This is a genomic window from Oharaeibacter diazotrophicus (genome assembly GCF_004362745.1).
GTDB classification, from domain to species: Bacteria; Pseudomonadota; Alphaproteobacteria; order Rhizobiales; family Pleomorphomonadaceae; genus Oharaeibacter; species Oharaeibacter diazotrophicus.
The window spans coordinates 710,521-725,036 of record NZ_SNXY01000007.1 but is presented as its reverse complement, the minus strand read 5'-3'; the positions used below and the strand labels follow the sequence as shown (position 1 = coordinate 725,036).

At 71.2% G+C, this 14,516-nt stretch carries 13 protein-coding genes; all 13 read right to left on the bottom strand.

The annotated features are described in order from the left end of the window. Nucleotides 1-110: 110 nt before the first annotated feature. The 13 genes from ftsZ to EDD54_RS23790 all read right to left on the bottom strand — a co-directional run bounded on the left by ftsZ (nucleotide 111) and on the right by EDD54_RS23790 (nucleotide 14,513). A complete protein-coding gene (gene ftsZ / locus EDD54_RS11925; protein WP_126541381.1) occupies nucleotides 111-1,886 on the bottom strand; it encodes a cell division protein FtsZ in 1,776 nt (591 codons plus the stop codon). Between the two features lie 106 nt (nucleotides 1,887-1,992). After that, nucleotides 1,993-3,276 (bottom strand): cell division protein FtsA, encoded by a 1,284-nt coding sequence (gene ftsA, locus EDD54_RS11920; protein WP_245515750.1) that lies wholly within the window; start codon nucleotides 3,274-3,276, stop codon nucleotides 1,993-1,995. Between the two features lie 29 nt (nucleotides 3,277-3,305). Beyond that, nucleotides 3,306-4,229, bottom strand: a complete 924-nt coding sequence (locus EDD54_RS11915; RefSeq protein WP_126541379.1) for a cell division protein FtsQ/DivIB — start codon at nucleotides 4,227-4,229, stop codon at nucleotides 3,306-3,308. Continuing rightward, nucleotides 4,217-5,140 (bottom strand): D-alanine--D-alanine ligase, encoded by a 924-nt coding sequence (locus tag EDD54_RS11910; protein ID WP_126541378.1) that lies wholly within the window; start codon nucleotides 5,138-5,140, stop codon nucleotides 4,217-4,219. The genes EDD54_RS11915 and EDD54_RS11910 overlap by 13 nt, the downstream gene beginning before the upstream one ends. A gap of 65 nt (nucleotides 5,141-5,205) precedes the next feature. Then, nucleotides 5,206-5,559 (bottom strand): HVO_A0114 family putative DNA-binding protein, encoded by a 354-nt coding sequence (locus EDD54_RS11905; RefSeq protein WP_126541377.1) that lies wholly within the window; start codon nucleotides 5,557-5,559, stop codon nucleotides 5,206-5,208. Next, nucleotides 5,556-5,855, bottom strand: a complete 300-nt coding sequence (locus tag EDD54_RS11900; RefSeq protein ID WP_245515731.1) for a toxin-antitoxin system TumE family protein — start codon at nucleotides 5,853-5,855, stop codon at nucleotides 5,556-5,558. Before EDD54_RS11900 ends, EDD54_RS11905 begins: the two co-directional genes overlap by 4 nt. 42 nt (nucleotides 5,856-5,897) lie before the next feature. Next, nucleotides 5,898-6,851 carry a UDP-N-acetylmuramate dehydrogenase gene (gene murB / locus EDD54_RS11895; protein WP_126541376.1) on the bottom strand — a complete coding sequence of 318 codons (954 nt, stop codon included), beginning with the start codon at nucleotides 6,849-6,851 and terminating at the stop codon, nucleotides 5,898-5,900. Continuing rightward, the gene (gene murC / locus EDD54_RS11890; RefSeq protein WP_126541375.1) at nucleotides 6,848-8,272 is read right to left on the bottom strand and encodes a UDP-N-acetylmuramate--L-alanine ligase; all 1,425 of its coding nucleotides are present in this window, start codon (nucleotides 8,270-8,272) and stop codon (nucleotides 6,848-6,850) included. The genes murB and murC overlap by 4 nt, the downstream gene beginning before the upstream one ends. Continuing rightward, nucleotides 8,269-9,393, bottom strand: coding sequence for an undecaprenyldiphospho-muramoylpentapeptide beta-N-acetylglucosaminyltransferase (murG, locus tag EDD54_RS11885; RefSeq protein WP_126541374.1), 1,125 nt, complete (start codon nucleotides 9,391-9,393; stop codon nucleotides 8,269-8,271). The genes murC and murG overlap by 4 nt, the downstream gene beginning before the upstream one ends. Nucleotides 9,394-9,400: 7 nt before the next feature. Then, nucleotides 9,401-10,558, bottom strand: a complete 1,158-nt coding sequence (gene ftsW, locus EDD54_RS11880; protein ID WP_126541373.1) for a putative lipid II flippase FtsW — start codon at nucleotides 10,556-10,558, stop codon at nucleotides 9,401-9,403. A gap of 12 nt (nucleotides 10,559-10,570) precedes the next feature. Further along, entirely contained in the window at nucleotides 10,571-11,959 is a 1,389-nt protein-coding gene (gene murD / locus EDD54_RS11875; RefSeq protein ID WP_126541372.1) for a UDP-N-acetylmuramoyl-L-alanine--D-glutamate ligase, read from the bottom strand. Between the two features lie 14 nt (nucleotides 11,960-11,973). Beyond that, nucleotides 11,974-13,056: a phospho-N-acetylmuramoyl-pentapeptide-transferase gene (gene mraY / locus EDD54_RS11870; RefSeq protein WP_126541371.1), complete on the bottom strand. Its 1,083-nt coding sequence runs from the start codon at nucleotides 13,054-13,056 to the stop codon at nucleotides 11,974-11,976. A 35-nt stretch (nucleotides 13,057-13,091) separates the two neighbouring features. Continuing rightward, nucleotides 13,092-14,513, bottom strand: a complete 1,422-nt coding sequence (locus EDD54_RS23790) for a UDP-N-acetylmuramoylalanyl-D-glutamyl-2,6-diaminopimelate--D-alanyl-D-alanine ligase (RefSeq protein ID WP_284288342.1) — start codon at nucleotides 14,511-14,513, stop codon at nucleotides 13,092-13,094. Nucleotides 14,514-14,516 lie beyond the last annotated feature (3 nt).

Sequence of the window (14,516 nt, the reverse complement as noted above, 5' to 3'; positions counted from 1 at the left end):
GCCGCGCCGTCGCGATCACGGTGAACGAATTCCAACACGCGGAAAACGAAGCGGCCCGCGGCGTCTCCGCCGCGGGCCGTTCCCGTGTCGTGTCTCCGCTCGTGCGCCGCTCAGTTCTGGCGGCGCAGGAAGGCGGGGATCTCGAGCTGCTCGTCGTCGCTCATGCGCGCCTGCTGCGGGGCGACGCGGCCCTGCGGGTCGAGACGGCCGGCGGCGCCCTGCGGCTGCGGGTTGGCGCGCTTGGCGTACTCGTTGACGGCCGGGCGGGCGGCGGGCGCCTGCGGCACCGCCGGGCGGGCCACCGGCGCCGGCTCGTCCTCGCGGCGACCGAGGCCGACGCTGGCGAGGCGGCGCAGGATGCTCATCGGGCGGTTCGGCTCGGCGTGCTCCTCCGGAGCGGCCTGGGCGCGGGCCTCGCGCTGGACCACCGGCGGGAAGTCCTCGATCGAGGGCATCCGCGGACGCTGGGCCGCGGCCGGACGCTCGGCCACCGGCGGCACGTAGGGGGCCGGGGCGGGCTCGGGATCGTGCGGCACCATCGGCTGGGCGACGGCCTCGGGCGCGCGGGGCGCCTCGTAGGCCGCCATCGGCGGATGGTAGGGCTCGATCGTCACGCGCGGATCCTGCGCGGACTGCACCGGGCGCATCGGCTCGGCTTCGGGCTTCGGCAGGTCGAGCGCGGCCTCGATGGCGGCCGTGGCGACGGAAACCGGGGTCGCCGGCACGTACGTCGGAGCCGGGGCGGGTGCCGGGGCCGGCTCACGCACCGCCGCCGGCCGCACGGCCGGCTGGGTAAAAGACGAGCGCATCTCCTGCGCGGCCACGGCGGCCGGCGAAGCGGCCTGCGTCGGGCGGACGGCGGCGGCGCGGCTGGAGATGTCCGCGAGGCGGCTCTCCTGGGTGTTGCCGGCCTGGATCGCCTCCTGGTCGATGCCGGTGGCGACCACCGACACGCGGATCACGCCCTCGAGGCTGTCGTCGAAGGTAGCGCCGAGGATGATGTTGGCGTCGCTGTCGACCTCCTCGCGGATCCTCGTCGCGGCCTCGTCGACCTCGAACAGGGTGAGGTCCTTGCCGCCGGTGATCGAAATCAGCAGGCCGCGCGAGCCCTTCATCGAGACTTCGTCGAGCAGCGGGTTGGCGATCGCCGCCTCGGCCGCCTGCAGGGCGCGGCGGTCGCCGGAGGCCTCGCCGGTGCCCATCATCGCCTTGCCCATGCCGCGCATGATCGAGCGGACGTCGGCGAAGTCGAGGTTGATGAGGCCCTCCTTCACCATCAGGTCGGTGATGCAGGCGACGCCCGAGTAGAGCACCTGGTCGGCCATCGCGAAGGCGTCGGCGAAGGTGGTGCGCTCGTTGGCGATCCGGAACAGGTTCTGGTTCGGGATGCAGATCAGCGTGTCGACGGCGGCCTGCAGTTCCTGGATGCCGGCGTCGGCGATCCGCATGCGGCGCGCGCCCTCGAACTGGAACGGCTTGGTGACGACGCCGACCGTGAGGATGCCGTGCTCACGGGCCGCGCGGGCGATCACCGGCGCGGCGCCGGTGCCGGTGCCGCCGCCCATGCCGGCGGTGATGAACACCATGTGCGAGCCGGCGAGGTGGTCGTTGATCTCGTCGATCACCTCTTCGGCGGCGGCGCGGCCGACCTCGGGCTGCGAGCCGGCGCCGAGACCCTCGGTGACGGCGACGCCCATCTGCACGAGCCGCTCGGCCCGCGAGGACGCCAGCGCCTGCGCGTCGGTGTTGGCGACGACGAACTCCACGCCCTGCAACCCGGCGTTGATCATGTTGTTCACGGCGTTGCCGCCGGCGCCGCCGACACCGAACACGGTGATCCGGGGCTTCAATTCCGTCAGATCGGGCATCTTCAGGTTGATAGACATGGCATCCTCGTCAATTCAGCCGGTCGCCGCCGGTTTTGACCTTCTTCAACGCACCGGTCGTTTGAGCGACCGCACTTTCGACGCCTCCGTCGGCTCCCGAGGGGGCCTAGAAGCTTTCCCTGAACCACTGCCCGACCCGCGAGACGAAGCCGCCGTTGGCGGCGAGCGTCAGTCCCTTGCGCCGGGAGGAGAATTGTTCGATCTGCGCCACCTGCGGATAGATCAGCAGGCCGACCGCCGAGGCGAAGGCGGCGCCGCGCGCCGCCTCGGGCAGACCGGTGATCCCGACCGGACGCCCGAGCCGCACGTTGCGGCCGAGGATGCGGCGGGCGAGTTCGGTGAGGCCGGTCAGCTGGCTGGCGCCGCCGGTCAGCACGATGCGGCGGCCGACGCGGCCGGCGAAGCCGGAGCCGTGCAGGCGGTCGCGCACCACCTCGAGGATCTCCTCCACCCGCGGGCGGATGATCTGGACGATCTGCGAACGCGGCACGTGGTTGGCGACGTCGTCGTCGCCGACCGGCTCGACCGTGACCATGTCGCGGTCGTCGCTGTCGGTCCCGATCACCGAGCCGTGCAGCGTCTTGATCCGCTCGGCGTCGACCAGCTTGGTCGAGAGCCCGCGGGCGAGGTCCATGGTGACGTGGTGGCCGCCGACGGCGAAGCCGTCGACGTGGACGAACTGGCCGTCGGCGAAGACGGCGATCTTGGTGGTGCCGCCGCCGATGTCGACGCAGGCGACGCCGAGTTGGGCCTCGTCGTCGACCAGCGTGGCGATGCCCGAGGCGTAGGGCGAGGCCACCATGGTCTCGACCTCGAGATGGGCGCGGTTGATGCAGATCTCGAGGTTGCGCAAGGGGGCGGCATCGGCGGTGACGACGTGGGTGTCGACCGCGAGCCGCTCGCCGAGCATGCCCTTGGGGTCGCGGATGCCGCGGTTGCCGTCGAGCGCGTAGCCGATCGGCAGCGCGTGCACGACGGCGCGGCCCTCCTTGACGGAGTGCTGGCTGCCGACCTCGAGCACGCGCTGGATGTCGGCCTCGCCGACCTCGCGGCCGGAGAGCTCGAAGCCGGCCGAGAAGGTCTCGCTGCCGAGCCGGCCGCAGGACACCGACACGATCAGCGATTCCACCGTCAGGCCGGCCATCCGCTCGGCGGCGTCGACGGCGAGGCGGATCGACTTCTCCGCCTGGTCGAGGTCGACCACGGCGCCGGCCTTGATCCCGCGCGAGCGCTGGTAGCCGAAGCCGAGCACCTCGATGGCGTGAGTGCGGCCGGGCAGCACGTCGCCGACCGGCCGCGGGGTCAGCCGCGCGATGACCGAGCAGATCTTGGAGGTGCCGACGTCGAGCACCGACACGATCACCGGCCGCTTCGGCGGCAGCGGGCGCATGCGCTGGACGCGGTTCTCGGGAGCCTGGGTCATGCGTCCCTCGCCCGCTGCTTCATCGCCTTGGTGCGCGCCTGGACGAGTTCGTCGCGCGCGGCCTTGGCCGTGTCGGTGAGGCGGACCACGAGGCGGTCCGAGAGGCGCAGGTCGACCAGCGTCAGGTCGCGGTCGAGCAGGCCGCCGTCGTGCTCGAGCCGCTGCAGTTCGGCGAGCGCGGCCTCCGGGTTCCGCTCGGGCAGCATGACCTGGACCCCGTTGTCGAGGAACAGGTCCCAGCGCCGGTGCGACACCAGCATGGACGCGCGCACGCGCTTCTGGACGTCGGGGGCGTCGTCGAGCAGGCCGGTGATCTCGTGGACGCGCGTCTCGGCGCCGTCGCCGATCACGCGCGGCAGCTTGACGAAGCGCGCTTCCAGGTGGTCGGTGATGACCTTGCCGGCGCCGTCGACGATCTCGACGGGCTCGTCGAGCGACTTCTGCCACAGCGCGGCGGGGGTGCGTTCCTCGATGATGACCCGGAGCTTGTCCGGATAGAACTTCATCACCGAGACGTTGGAGATCCAGGGATTTCCGGCGAGCCGGTCGCGCGCGCCCTGCGCGTCGTAGAAGAACAGCGATTGGCCGGAGTGGATCGACAGCGTGTCGAGCACGTCGATCTCGTCGAGTTCGCGCTGGCCGGTGATGCGCACGGCCGAGACACGGAATCCGAGCTCCGAGGTGGTGTCGTTGAACACTTCCTCGGTCTTGCCCGAGTAGACCATGCCGTAGGCGCCGCAGGCGATCAGGTAGAGCACCGAGGCCGTCAGGCCGGCGCCGCGCGGCAGGCGTCCGAGGAAGCCCGCCGCCCGCCACACCGGCTGCCGATGGAGCCGGGCGACGCCGCGTCGTCCGGGGATCAGGCCGGAAAGGCCCTGTCCCCTGGCGCGCCCGAACCACCGTGACGTCAGCGCTTGCAACTCGCGTCCTCCACGATCCAACTCACCAGGGCCCCGAACTCGATGCCGGCGTGCGCCGCCATCTCCGGAACCAGCGACGTCGCGGTCATGCCCGGCTGGGTGTTGACTTCCAGGCAGTAGACCTCGCCGGTCCCGTCGCCGCGGTCGTCGAACCGGAAGTCGGCCCGGCTCACTCCGCGACACCCGAGGGCCCGATGCGCCTCTAAGGCCAGTCTTTGGACATTTTGGTAAATAAAGGGTGAAAGCGGGGCCGGCAGGATGTGCCGGGATCCGCCCGGCCGGTATTTCGCGTCGTAGTCGTAGAAGCCCTCGCCGGTCGGCACCACCTCGATGATCCCGAGGGCGTCGTCGCCCATCACGCCGCAGGTCAGCTCGCGGCCGGGAATGTAGCGTTCCACCATGACGTTGTCGCCGTAGGGCCAGGCGTCGGTGCCGAGCTGCTGCGGCGGCGCGGGCGAGTCGGCCGGCACGATCAGCACGCCGAAGCTGGAGCCCTCCGCCGGCGGCTTGACAACGTAGGGTGGCTTCAGGACATGCGCTTTCACCGCATCGAAACGGTTAACGAGCGCGTGCTCGACCACAGGAATTCCCGCGGCCTTCAACACGTGTTTCGCCTTGGGCTTGTTCATGGCCAGCGCAGAGGCGAGGACGCCCGAGTGCGTATACGGAATGTCCAGGATTTCCAGGATCCCCTGGATGGTTCCGTCCTCGCCGTAGGGGCCGTGCAGGGCGTTGAAGCAGACGTCGGGTCGGAGTTCGTCGAGCAGCGTCCCGATCCCGCGGTCGACGTCGATGCGGGTGACGCGGTAGCCGCGCTCCTCGAGCGCGTCGGCGCAGGCCTTGCCCGAGTTGAGGCTGACCGGTCGCTCGGACGACCAGCCTCCCATCAGGACGGCGACGTGCTTGGTCATGAATGGAATCCTTCTGCGGCCCGGGAGGGGCGTGATGTGGTCGATCGTCGAAGTGGCGCGTCGCCTCAGGCGGCGTTCTCGGTGGATCTCAGGCCGAAGTTGAACCGGACCTCGTCGTAGGGGCAGACGACACGGCCCTCGTCGGTCTTCTCGAGCACGCCGGTCTGGAGCAGCTTCTGCACGTCGCCGTGGACGGCCTTGACGTCGCGATCGACACGGCGGGCGACCTCGCGGATCGAGAGGGCTCCCTGCCCCATCATCGTCTGCACGATCTCCACCCGCTTCGGGTTCATGACCGTGGCCAGCCGTTCGTAGGTTGGAAAGCAGATGAACTCGCCCTGGACCTCGCCGGCGAAGGCGGCCATGGCCCTGGCGCGGTTGATCTCCGGGGGAGCGACTTCGATCGTGATCGTCCTCATGTGCGCCGCCTCCAGGCTTCCACGTCGAGATCGAAGTCGAGGAACAGTTGCCGCAGCCCTCGAAACGTATAGGCGAGCTCCAGATCTCCGACGTGCTTGTGGTCGCCCTTGCCCGCCTCGTTGTCGTACCGGATCACGCAGACGCCATCTTCGATGTAGGCGATCCGGTACTTGAAGAGATGCCCGCTGCCGCGGAGCGGTTCGGGCACCTGCCAGATCACGTATTCGGTGAAGGCGTCGTCGCCGACCTCGTCGCGCGCCCTCAGGACCAGCCGCGCCTTCATGTTGGAGATCATACCAACACCCCCGCGTGTTGTCGACCGATCCAACGGGCCCCGCTACCGCCCCAGGAACGGCTCCACCGCCCGCCCCGGCTCGAACACGCCCAGCCGCTTGATCTCCCATTCCAACCGCACGCCGCTCGTCTCCAGCACCCGCGCCCTGACGGTCTCGCCGAGCAGCTCGATATCGTGCGCACTCGCCGCGTCGGTGTTGATGAGGAAGTTGCAGTGCATCTGCGAGACCTCGGCGTCGCCGATGCGGAGGCCCCGGCAGCCGGCGGCGTCGACCAGCTTCCAGGCCGAATGCCCCGGCGGGTTCTTGAAGGTGGAGCCGCCGGTACGCGAGCGGATCGGCTGCGACTTCTCGCGGTGCTCCTGCACCGCGTCCATCTCGGCGCGGATCGCGTCGCGCTCGGCCGGCACGCCCTCGTAGACGGCAGCGGTGAAGATCAGCTCCGCCGGCGCGTCCGAATGGCGGTAGGAATAGCCCATGCCTTCGTTGGAGAGCGTCACCGCCTCGCCGGCACGCGTCACCGCGCGGACCTCGACGACCCGCTCGCGCGTCTCGGCACCGTGGGCACCGGCGTTCATCCTGAGCGCGCCGCCGATGCCACCGGGGATGCCGTGGTAGAAGGCGAAACCGGAGAGCCCGGCGTCGAGCGCGGTCGCCGCGAGATGCTTGTCCGGCACGCCGGCACCGACCTTCAGCCGCGTCGCGCCCAGCCGCTCGACCCCGCCGAAGCCGCGCACCGACAGCCGGATCACCACGCCCGGCACGCCGCCGTCGCGGACGATGAGGTTGGAGCCGAGGCCGATCACGGTCACCGGCACGTCGGCCGGCACCTTCGGCAGGAAGGCGCGGAGGTCATCCTCGTCGGCCGGCTGGTAGAGCACCTCGGCCGGACCGCCGGCGCGGAACCACACGAGGTCCTTCAGCGCCCGCTCCGGCTCGATCCGACCGCGGATGGCCGAGAGGTCGCCGAGCCGCGCGATCAGCGCCGCGCCGTTCATGCCGGTCCCCCGCGCGAGACCGACAGTTCGGAGAGCTGCTTCGGCAGGGCGTAGGCCCAGGTGGTGATGCTGCCGGCGCCGAGGCAGACCACGATGTCGCCGGGTCCGACCGTGCCGATCACCTGCGCGGCCAGCGTCTCCGGCCCCTCGAGCACGCGCGCGTCGCGGTGGCCGGCCGCCTTGGTGCCGGCGACCAGCGAGGCCTTGTCGGCCCCCTCGATCGGCTGCTCGCCGGCGGCGTAGACGTCGGCGACGAACACCGTGTCGGCGTCGTTGAAGCACTTGCAGAAGTCGGCGAACAGGCTGGCGAGGCGGCTGTAGCGGTGCGGCTGCACCACGGCGACCACGCGCCCCGTGGCGCTCTCGCGCGCGGCCCTCAGCACCGCCATGATCTCGACCGGGTGGTGGCCGTAGTCGTCGTAGACGGTGACGCCGTTCCAGACGCCGGTGCGGGTGAAGCGGCGCTTGACGCCGCCGAAGGCGGCGAGGCCGCGCCGGATCGCGTCGGCGGGAATGCCGAGCTGGCGCGCCACCGCCACCGCGGCGGTGGCGTTGGAGACGTTGTGGCGGCCCGGCATCGGCAGTTCCAGCGCCTGGATGATCTCCGAGGTGCCGGTGATGCGGTTGCGGATCTCCACCGAGAAGCGCGACGCCCCGCTCTCGAAGCGCAGGTCGGTGAAGCGCACGTCGGCCTGCGGGTTGGCGCCGTAGGTCAGGATGCGGCGGTCCTCGATCCGGCTGACCAGCGCCTGCACCTCGGGATGGTCGAGGCACATCACCGCGAAGCCGTAGAAGGGCACGTTCTCGACGAACTGCTTGAAGGCGGCGCGGGCGTTGTCGAACGAGCCGTAGTGGTCGAGGTGCTCGGGGTCGATGTTGGTGACGATGGCGACGTCGGCCGGCAGCTTGACGAAGGTGCCGTCGCTCTCGTCGGCCTCCACCACCATCCAGTCGCCGGCGCCCATGCGGGCGTTGGTGCCGTAGGCGTTGATGATGCCGCCGTTGATCACGGTCGGGTCGAGCCCGCCGGCGTCGAGCAGCGCGGCCACCATCGAGGTCGTGGTCGTCTTGCCGTGGGTGCCGCCGATCGCGATCGCCTGCTTGAAGCGCATCAGCTCGGCCAGCATCTCGGCGCGCCGCACGATGGCGAGGTGGCGCTCGCGCGCCGCGACCAGTTCGGGATTGTCGCGCTTGATCGCCGAGGACACCACCACCACCTCGGCGAGGCCGAGATTCTCGGCCTTGTGGCCGACGGTGACGGCGATGCCGGCCTTGCGCAGGCGCTCGAGGTTGTAGCCCTCGGCGACGTCCGAACCCTGGACGCGGTAGCCGAGGTTGTTCAGCACCTCGGCGATGCCGCTCATGCCGATGCCGCCGATGCCGACGAAATGCACGGGGCCGATGTCGTGGGGCATCTTCATGGGGTCGGGCGTCCTCGGGCGAAGTCGGCGGGGCGGCCGCCGGCGCCGACGTGCTCGACGAGGTCGGCGAGACGCTGCACCGCGTCGGGCCGTCCCTCGCCGCGCGCGGCGGTGGCCATGGCGGCGAGCCGGCCGGGGTCGTTCATCAGGGTGGAGAGGTGGCCGGCGAGCACGTCGGGCGTCAGGCTCGCCTGCTCGGCCATCAGCGCGCCGCCGGCGCGCTCCAGCTCGAGCGCGTTGGATTTCTGGTCGGCGTCGAGCGCGTGCGGCAGCGGCACCAGGATCGAGGGCCGGCCGATGACGGCGAGTTCCGACACCGACGACGCCCCGGAGCGGCACACCACCAGATGGGCGCCGGCGATGCGCTCGGGCAGGTCGGGGAAGAAGGACAGCAGTTCGGCTTCGATGCCGAGCTCGGAATAGCCCGCGCGCACCCGCGCCATGTCCTCCGGCCGGACCTGCTGCACCAGCCGGAGCCGGGCGCCGAGGTCGGGCGCGAGCAGCGCCAGCGCCGGCGGAACCAGTTCGGAGAACACCCGCGCGCCCTGGCTGCCGCCGAACACGACGAGGCGGAACGGCCCGGCCGCGGCCGGCACGTCGTAGGGGGAGGCGGCCGCGACCACGCGCGGGCGCACCGGGTTGCCGGTCGTCACCGCCTTGGCGGGATCGTCGAGCAGGCGCGTCGTCGCGAAGGACGTCGCCACCGCGGTGGTGCGGCGGGCGAGGAAGCGGTTGGCCCGGCCCATCACCGCGTTGGCCTCGTGCACGACGGTCGGCACGCCGCGCAGCGACGCCGCCAGCAGCGGCGGCAGGGTCGGATAGCCGCCGAAGCCGATCGCGGCCGCCGGCTTCAGCCGACCGACCAGTGCCAGCGACTGCAACTGGCCCGTGGCGATCCGCACGGCCGAGCGCGCGAGTCCGAGCGGCGAGCGGTCGCCGAAGGTGGCGGAGGCGACGACGTGCACGGCCGCGGCCGGGAAGTCGCGGCCGTAGTCGGTGGCGCGGTGGTCGGTGGCGAGGTGCACCACGTGGCCGCGGCGGCCGAGTTCGTGCGCGAGCGCCTCGGCCGGGAACAGGTGGCCGCCGGTGCCGCCGGCGGCGATCAGGAAGGTCGAGCCCATCGCCGGATCAGGCCTGCGTGCCGAGGGCGTGGTAGCGGATCGGCGCGACGTAGCGGGTCTGCTCGGGCCGGCGCCGGGTCAGCGCCAGCAGCATGCCCATCGACATCGCCACCGCGATCAGCGACGAACCGCCGTAGGAGATGAACGGCAGCGTCATGCCCTTGGCCGGCATCAGGTGCAGGTTCACCGCCATGTTGATGCAGGACTGCAGGCCGAACAGGATGGCGAGGCCGGCGGTCGAGAGCCGCACGTAGGCATCGCTCTCGCGGACCGCGTGGGAGAAGGCCCTCAGCACCGTGAAGGCGAACAGGCCGGCGAGCGCCATGCAGAGCACGAGGCCGAATTCCTCGCCGAGCACGGCGAACACGAAGTCGGTGTGGCTGTCGGGCAGGATGCGCTTGAAGGTGCCCTCGCCGGGGCCCGTGCCGAACCAGCCGCCGTTGACGAAGGCCTCCTGCGCGGTCGAGACCTGATAGGTGTCGCCCTGCTCCGGGTTGAGGAAGCGGTCGATGCGGCTCCTGACGTGCGGCACCAGCGAATAGGCCGCCAGGATGCCGCCGACGCCGGCCCCCGCGAGACCGAAGATCCAGAACCACGACATGCCCGCGAGGAACAGGAGGCCGGCCCAGGCGAGACAGGTCAGCATGGTCTGGCCGAAGTCCGGCTGCGCCACCAGCAGCGCCACCACGATGCCGAGCACCATGAAGGAGAACACCCGCCCCGGCACGTCCGGCCGCTTCTGCGCCTCGGCGAGCAGGAAGCCGATCACCACGGCGAACATCGGCTTCATGAACTCGGACGGCTGGATCGAGATCACCTTGAGGTCGAGCCAGCGCCGCGAGCCCTTGATCTCCGGGCCGATGAACAGCGTCGCCACCAAGAGCACCACGCAGATGCCGAAGCCGATCATGGCGAAGCGGCGGATCTGGCGGGCGTCCATGAACGACACCCCGATCATCGCGACGATGCCGGGCACGGCGAAGAAGGCCTGCCGCTTGACGAAGTAGTAGCTGTCCTGGATGCCGATGCGCTCGGCGACCGCCGGCGAGGCGGCCAGCGACAGCACGATGCCGCCGAAGATCAGCGCCAGGAAGGCGGTCAGCAGCAGCTTGTCGACGGTGAACCACCAGTCGGCGACACGGCTTCGTTCGGCACGGGAGACCATCGCACGCTCTCCTCAGAACGGACCGACCGCCGGATCGGCGGCGACCAGCGAGCGGAAGTGCTCGCCGCGGACCTCGAAGTTCCGGTACTGGTCGAAGGACGCGCAGGCCGGCGACAACAGCACCGTGCCCTCGCCGCCGTCGGCGACCGCGTCGGCGACCGCGGCGGCGACCGCCGCGTCCATCGTTCCGACGATCGCGTGCGGCACGCCCGCGGCCGCCAGCGTCGCGGCGAAGGCCTCGGCGGCGACGCCGATCAGGTAGGCCTTGCGGATCCGCGGGAAATACGGCGCCAGCGAGTCGATGCCGCCGGTCTTCGGCTTGCCGCCGGCGATCCACCAGATCCGCTCGAAGCTCGCCAGCGCCCGCGCCGCGGCGTCGGCGTTGGTGGCCTTGCTGTCGTTGACGACGACGATCCGGCCGGCCCGGCCGATCGGCTCCATTCGGTGGGCGAGGCCCGGGAAGCTCATCAGCCCGGAGCGGACCTCGTCGAGGCCGAGGCCGAGCGCGCGCACCGCGGCGACCGCGGCGGCGGCGTTCTGGGCGTTGTGGACGCCCTTCAGCACCGGATGGGTGTGCATGTCGGCGACCACCGTCTGGGCGAGGCCGCGCGGCTCGATCACCCGGCCGCCGACCGCCCAGACGCCGGTCTTGACCGCGCCCATGGTGGAGATCCGAAGCGTCTCGCCCCCCGCCGCCTCGCGCCGCTCGGCCATCGCGAGCGACCAGGGATCGTCGATGCCGACCACCGCGACGCGGGCGCCGGCGACGAGGCGCTCCTTGGCGGCGGCGTAGGCCTCGATCGAGCCGTGGCGGTCGAGGTGGTCCTCGGAGAGGTTGAGGTGGATGCCGACCGTCGGGTCGATCGTCGGGGCGAGGTCGAGCTGGAACGAGGAGCACTCGACGACGTAGGTCCGCTCCGGCGCCAGTTCGCGGAGGCCCAGCACCGCCGGCCCGAAGTTGCCGCCGATCTCGACGTCGCGGCCGGCGGCGCGCAGGATGTGCGCGATCAACGCCGTGGTGGTCGACTTGCCGTTGGTGCCGGTGATCGCCACGAAGGGCGAGGCCGGGCTGACCGCCCGCCGCTCGCGCGCGAACAGCTCGACGTCGCCGATCACCTCGACGCCGGCCTCGCGGGCGAGCTTGACCGACCAGTGCGGCTCGGGATGGGTCAGCGGCACGCCCGGCGCCAGCACCAGCGCGGCGAAGGCCGAGAACTCCGACTCGCGCCAGTCGGCGACCGTCAGCCCGCGCACGGCCGCGGCCTCGCGGGCCGCCTCGCCGTCGTCGTAGGCCACGACCTCGGCGCCGCCGGCGGCGAGCGCCTCCGCGGTGGCGAGGCCCGAGCCGCCGAGGCCGAACACCGCCACGCGCCGGCCGTTGTACGTGGTGATCGGAATCAACGGGCGATCCTTCCTCAACGCAGCTTCAGGGTGGCGAGACCGATCAGCGCCAGCACCACCGAGACGATCCAGAACCGGATCACCACCTGCGCCTCGGTCCAGCCGAGATGCTCGAAGTGGTGGTGGATCGGCGCCATCTTGAAGACGCGCTTGCCGGTCATCTTGAAGGAGCCGACCTGGATGATCACCGACAGCGCCTCCAGCACGAACAGGCCGCCGATGATCGCCAGCACGATCTCGTGCTTGGTGGCGACGGCGATGGTGCCGATCAGGCCGCCGAGTGCCAGCGAGCCGGTGTCGCCCATGAAGATCGCCGCCGGCGGGGCGTTGAACCACAGGAAGCCGAGGCCGGCGCCGAGCACGGCGCCGCAGATCACCGCCAGCTCGCCGGTGCCGGCGACGAAGTGGATCTGCAGGTAGGAGGCGAAAACCGCGTTGCCGGCGACGTAGGCGATCAGGCCGAACGAGGCGCAGGCGATCATCACCGGCACGATGGCGAGGCCGTCGAGGCCGTCGGTGAGGTTCACGGCGTTGCCGGCCGCCACCACCACGAAGGCGCCGAACGGGATGAAGAACCAGCCGAGGTCGAGCAGCACGTCCTTGAAGAACGGGAAGGCCAGCGAGGTCGCGAAATGCGGCTGGCCCGCCTCGGCGATCACCAGGCACGCGAGGCCGGCGATCAGCGCCTCGAGGCCGAGCCGGGCCTTGCCCGAGAAGCCCTTGTGCGACTGCTTGGTGACCTTGAGGTAGTCGTCGTAGAAGCCGATCGACCCGAAGGCGAAGGTGACGACGATAACGGTCCAGACGTAGGGGTTCCGAAGGTCGGCCCAGAGCAGGGTCGAGACCAGGAAGCCCGACAGGATCATCAGGCCGCCCATGGTGGGCGTGCCCTTCTTGGTGAGGTGGCTCTGCGGGCCGTCGGCGCGGATCGGCTGGCCCTTGCCCTGGCGCACGCGCAGGGAGGCGATGATGCCGGGGCCGAACAGGAAGACGAACAGCAGCGCGGTCATCACCGCGGCTCCGGTCCGGAAGGTGATGTACCGGAACACGTTCAGGACCGAGACCTGACCTGCCAGTTCGGCCAGATAGACCAGCATCTTTCGTCGTTCTCCGCGGCGTTCGTGGGCAGGCTTCAGCGACCGCTCGACGGTTCGCCGTGACGCTTGATCAGGGCCTCGACCAGCGGACCCATGCGGCTGCCGAGCGAGCCCTTGACCATGATCACGTCGCCGGCGCGAACGTCGTCGACCAGTGATTCGAGGCCCGCCGACGTCTCCGCATACGATCCCCGCATCGGGCGGGGCAAGAGTTTCCAGAGTTCGCGCATCTGCTGACCCGCGCAATACACGCGATCGACGCCGGCATCGGTGAGCGGACCGAGCAGGCCGGCGTGGAGGGCCGGCGACTCCGGTCCGAGTTCCAGCATGTCGCCGAGAACCGCGATGCGGCGGCCGCCCTCGGCGCGCGCCTGCTTCAGGAGCGCGATCGCCGCCCGCATCGAGGTCGGGTTGGCGTTGTAGCTCTCGTCGATCAGCGTCGCGGCGCCGCCGCCGATCCTGAGGGTGTGGCGCTTGCCGCGGCCCTTCGGCGGCTCCAGCCGCTGCAGCGCCATCATCGCGCGGCTCAAGTCCGCGCCGACCAGCTTGACGGCGGCCAGCACCGCCAGCGAGTTGTCGACCAGATGCCGGCCCGGCGCGCCGATCTTGTAGCTCACCGTCTCGCCGAGGATGTCGGCGGTCACCGCCGAGCACTCCTCGTGCAGGGCGAACTTGATCAGCCTCGCGTCGGCGTCCGCCACTTCGCCGAAGCGGATCACGGTGGCGCCCTGCTCGCGGGCGGCGTCGGCGAGCAGGCCGGCCCAGCGGTTGTCGCCGTTGACGATCGCGGTGCCGCCGGGCTCGAGCCCGGTGAAGATCTCCGCCTTGGCGCGCGCGATCCCGGCCTCGTCGGGGAAGTGCTCGAGGTGCACGGCCGCGACGTTGGTCACGATCGCCACGTGCGGGCGCACCAGCTGGGTCAGCGGGGTGATCTCGCCGGCGTGGTTCATGCCGATCTCGAACACGCCGTAGGCGACGTTCTTCGGCATCCGGGCGAGCGTCAGCGGCACGCCCCAGTGGTTGTTGAACGAGGCGACCGAGGCGTGGACCGCGCCCGAGCCCGACAGGGCGGCGCGCAGCGCCTCCTTGGTCGAGGTCTTGCCGACAGACCCGGTCACCGCGACCACCTTGGCCTTCGTCCGCAGCCGGGCGTAGGCGGCGAGGCGGCGCAGGCCCGCGAGCACGTCGTCGACCGCCACCAGCGCGCCGTCGGTCTCGACCTCGCCGCGTCGGTCCGCGGCGATCACGCCGACCGCCGCGCCGCGCCGCAGCGCGTCGGCGACGAAGGCGTGGCCGTCGAGCCGGTCGCCGGTGATGGCGAAGAAGGCGTCGCCCGGCTCGACCGAGCGGCTGTCGATCGAGATACCGGTGATCGCCGCCGGCAGCGCGCCGATCGCGGTGCCACCGACGCCGGCGAGGAAGGAGCGGCCCGGCCACAGCACGCGGTCGTCGGCCACGCC